The organism is Daejeonella sp. (assembly GCF_049655485.1).
GTDB lineage: Bacteria > Bacteroidota > Bacteroidia > Sphingobacteriales > Sphingobacteriaceae > Daejeonella.
On the sequence record NZ_JBASJU010000116.1, the window covers coordinates 1 to 3,790 of the forward strand.

The 3,790-nt window shown below is 41.7% G+C and carries 2 protein-coding genes; one reads left to right on the top strand and one right to left on the bottom strand.

The genetic code is table 11. The features are described 5' to 3' along the window. A partial coding sequence (locus WBJ10_RS04765; RefSeq protein ID WP_424288384.1) for a hypothetical protein occupies positions 1-835 on the top strand: 835 nt, incomplete at its 5' end. Positions 836-900: 65 nt separating this feature from the next. On the opposite strand, the gene WBJ10_RS04770 is transcribed toward WBJ10_RS04765, so the two are convergent. Continuing rightward, positions 901-3,201 (bottom strand): hypothetical protein, encoded by a 2,301-nt coding sequence (locus tag WBJ10_RS04770; RefSeq protein ID WP_424288385.1) that lies wholly within the window; start codon positions 3,199-3,201, stop codon positions 901-903. Positions 3,202-3,790: the final 589 nt, after the last annotated feature.

The window sequence follows — 3,790 nt, forward strand, 5'->3', positions numbered from 1 at the left end:
GACTAAAAAAGACCCCTGGAATTTATGGGTTTTTAGCGTTCGTTTAAATGGTTACCTAAATGGAGATAGAAACTACTCCTCGAATAGCTTTAGCACCGGTGGCTCAGCCTCACGTGTAAGTGAAAAACACAAAACCACTACAAACTTCAGTTATAACAGAAATAAAAACAGGTTTGGTGAAGGAGTTGATGCTTTCAAATTCACAAATGAGAGTTATTTTACCAATAATACAACTGTTTGGTCTATAAGTGAACATTTATCTGCCGGTGGATCGATTTCTGCCCAGCGTTCAGATTACAGTAACTACGACGCATTATTATCGATAACTCCCGCTATAGAATACAATTTCTTTCCCTACAAGGAGTCGAATAATCACTATATCGGATTGATGTATAAGGTAGGACCCAGATATCTTAATTATAAAGAGGAGACCATTTTTCTAAGGATGGAGGAATTAAGATTCCAGCAAAGTATATCTTTAGACCTTAGTTTTAATCAAAAATGGGGACAGGTAAGTGGCTCTACCTCTTTTGGACACTACTTTCATGATTTCAGCAAAAACAATTTAACTTTTTCTGTTTATACGGATTTAAGATTATACAAAGGACTGTCCTTAAACTTTAATGGCTTCTATGCTGTCCAGCGGGATCAGCTTAATATTGTTAAAGGCGATATTTCCACTGATGATCTCCTTACACGTCGCAGGCAACTTGATTCCAACTACTCTTTTTATACCAGCTTTGGTATCCGTTACCGCTTTGGCTCCTTATTTAATAATGTGGTGAACCCCAGATTCGATGGCGGCGGTGGAGGTGGGGGATTTTTCTTTAATTAACCAAGCTGGGACAGTTTAATTCAAGAGACGAACTCATTGATTTCAACTTCCCAGCTTCCTATTTGTTAATCAGCTTGTACAAAAATCGGGGTTTCGGTAACGCTAACGGTTAAATTACCTCCGTTTGTTACCACCTTTTTAGCCGTCATTGCAGAAGATCCCGGCTGCAAATTGTAGATGGTGGCAGAGGTAGCAGTTCCCAGGTTTAAAACGTATGATCCTGTACGGCCTTTTTCATCCGGTATAAGCAGGACATACATTTTGCGTCCATTATAGTCATAAACGTCAACAAGTGGATCCTGACCTATTGTTTGCTGATATTTATAATTACCCATCAAGTTGGTGGCCTGGAGAATATAATCAGCTGCCGGCCGTCTCTTAAGACCTCCCTCTACTTCAACCAGCCCTGACGAACCATACTGTATCGGACTGTATTTATTATCATCAAATAACTGGTAGAAGAACAGTTTCTTAATACCTCGCCGTGCATATAATAAGGATGTTCTTAATATCCAGTCTGCCTGAGTGATGAGTGCAGTCTTATTACCACTTGCGATTGCCCTTTGAGGGCTGGCTGAATTTATATCATAACCTGCCTCTGTCACCCACACTTCAATACCTTTTGCAAAATCTCTTGACATAGTAACGAATTCGTCCGCAACTCTGCCGATTTCACTCAGTTCAGGTGCCACGCCTCTTGTAGCCGTTCCCCATTGCTGGGACTGATTATCGTTAGAATAAAGGTGGTAATTTATTACGTCAAAGCAAAGATCCACAGATCCATCTGCGCGGTATCCTCTGTTTTCCCGGCACCAGGCAATCATTTCCTTCACATAATTTACGTCAGCTTTAGACAGTCCAGCCATTACTACTTTCATAGATGGATCAGCTGTTTTAACTCCTACGTTTCTACCTAATCTACCTTTGTGACCATCGTAAAAAGCAGATAAATGCGCTGCATACTGTCGGCCTGTCTGGTAAGCTCTTGGACCAACCCACCATCTGTCGCGTTCATTATCTGCTTCAATGTATTTGACCAGGTCCATGCCAATCTTAACCTCATTGACAGGGTCGTTAGTCCAACGTGGTGTTGCGTTGACTTTAACAAGCGTTGGATCCACATTTCGGTTTGCCCCATATCGAGCTGCAAATTGAAATGCTGCCCTTGCCTGTGCAATATAGGAGGCAGGATCTTCCAGATTAGAACCGTATGGTGCCGGAACGTTATTCGCATCCCTTTGTCCTTCAGGATAGGTGTTGTAAAGCCAATTCGGAGCCTCCTTAAGGCAACTCAGGACAAAAATACCCTCCTGTTTGCATCTTTGGTAAATCGCATCAAAGTTCCATCCACCCCTTCTAGTGGGATTGAAGGTGTAATTTCCGGGTGAATCTTCGAGTTTTTCCCAATCCATATAATGGCGAATACCGTCAAAGTTTCTTATGAGGGCCATTTTAGGCTCGTAAATAGTGGAGCCATTAGATGGATTGTTTGGATCCTGAAGGAAATTCCATTCGTAAGTGTTGACACCAAACATGTTTTTAAGCGCAGTGCCGTTGGTGACGGGTCCCAGGGTAGGACCAGGTGCTGTTGATGTAGTAGTCGGGCTGGATCCATCGATAGTATAGGTATACTTCCTGCCATTTGTCCGCGGATCGGTATTGTCTGATGAAGAGAAATATAGATTATTTCCAAAATGACTAAATTTTCCTTTGCCAGTAGCTACAACATCATTTAATAGAGAATGGGCAGGGCCAAGTTCCTTATCATTTTCAAAAACTTTCAGAGTGGAAGTTGTTTCCCATTTGGTGTCCCCCCCAACCCCGAACCAGGCGTTTAGTTGATACGCGTTACCAGAATGTAATGTAACTATCGACAGATCCAGGCTTTTAGCATTAGATGGGACTGAAAGGCTCGTCGTGGTCTCTACGGATTCGTTAATTGTATAGGTGTATTTCCGTCCATTCGTACGCGGATCGGTATTATCAGATGCGGTAAAAAATAGCTCATTCCCCCAATGACTAAATCTGCCTTGTCCGATAGTTCGCACATCATCATGCGAAGAATGAGCAGGGCCAAGAGCAAGTCCGTTTTCATAAACTTTCAGAGTAGAAGGTTTTTCCCATTGGGTGTCTCCCCCAACTCCGAACCAGTCTTTTAAAAGATACGCGTGTCCTGAATCGTAAGTAACCTTTGAGACGTCAATGTTTTTCACTTCCACTGGACTGGTGGAAGTAGTCATCTCGAGTTTTTCATGCACACTTAACGGAATGTCTTGTGTATCTTCCTTTTGGCATCCGCTAAATAATACAGATGTGATTAATAGCATAGACAGCAATCCCTTGCTATTAGAGGGGTTTTTTCTCATAAGTTTAAGTTAAAAGTTCAACAGGTAATTATACGATGAATAGCAAGCGATGTTGCGTGGTTGAAATTTGCATCTCTGTCGAATATTCTTATGAGGAATGAAAAAAAGCGGATCGGGCAGATTTAACCTGAAGGCATTACTTTAGAGAAAATGGAGAGCCCTTATTCTTTACTTAAACTTTTTAGACGTCTACGTTGAATTTTTAAACTGTAGAATTATCAGGTTTTCTAAGACCTTAGGTGTATTTATCTATTGTATACTGCAAAACTTTTTTCAACAGTTTTTGTACAGGGCGTTTTTAATTCAATCTTCGTCGGTTAATAGAGCCATATGTCATGGTTTTGGCAAGAGAATTGTCATCCTGATGTCACAAACCGGAAGGACAATTTCGTTTGAAACCGGAAATTTGAAAAAGCAAAAGATAATTTTTATTCTACCCAGCCCCACGGTGCGGGTGGTGCTTCTACCGGTTTAGTAAGATCAAACTTAAAGATATACCCCCTCGTAGCCCCCATCCCTCTAAGATTGTAAGTCAGGGACTTTCCGGGTTCTATCTGCACCCACCACACAGCTCCAAACCCTGCAGGGC